The organism is Planomonospora algeriensis, from assembly GCF_977012225.1.
In genome coordinates, this window is record NZ_CDRNDK010001041.1 from 1 (window position 1) to 628 (window position 628).

Annotated in this window: 1 protein-coding gene and 1 pseudogene; one reads left to right on the forward strand and one right to left on the reverse strand. The window is 76.4% G+C overall.

Annotation, left to right across the window (positions count from 1 at the left end):
* The coding region (locus ACWJ6R_RS37680) for a sterol carrier family protein (protein ID WP_449066757.1) at positions 1–238 on the forward strand (238 nt) is incomplete at its 5' end.
* Positions 239–283: 45 nt separating this feature from the next.
* Here ACWJ6R_RS37680 and ACWJ6R_RS37685 read toward each other — a convergent pair.
* Positions 284–628 (reverse strand): annotated as a pseudogene (locus tag ACWJ6R_RS37685) (hypothetical protein); the annotation flags it as partial.

The window sequence follows — 628 nt, forward strand, 5'->3', positions numbered from 1 at the left end:
GCCTCGGCGGCCCCGGGGCGGACCGTCCGAGGTGCGGGTCCCGCCGCACGCGGCCGTGCAGTGCGTGGAGGGCCCCCGGCACACGCGGGGCACCCCGCCGAACGTGGTGGAGACCGACGCCCGGACCTGGCTGGAGCTGGCCACCGGCCGGCTGTCCTGGGCCGACGCGATGGCGGCGGGCCGTGTCTCGGCGAGCGGAGCCCGGGCCGATCTCACGGAGTACCTTCCGGTCACCTGAACGCGCCCGCCGCGCGGACGCTCCGGCCGGGTACGGGGCGACCGCTCAGGGCACGTCGATCCGCACGCCGAACCGCTCCTCCAGGCAGCGTTCCTGGAGTTCCCGGGGCAGGTCCATGCAGGCGCCCGCCCTGCTGAAGAACCAGGCGACGAGCGCCGCGGCGACGATCAGTGTCAGGACGCTCAGGCCGACGCCCACCCAGGCACGGCCCCGGTTGGAGTCCTTGGCGATCGCGATGAAGCCGACGATCAGGCCGGCGACCGCCGTCAGCGTTCCCAGCCCGCAGGCGAACAGCAGGAAGACGCTGACGATGCCGAGCACGAGCGCGGCGGTGCCGACGCCCCCGCCCCGCCCGGCCGCGGGACGGCCGCCGGGGGGAGGCGCCGGGTA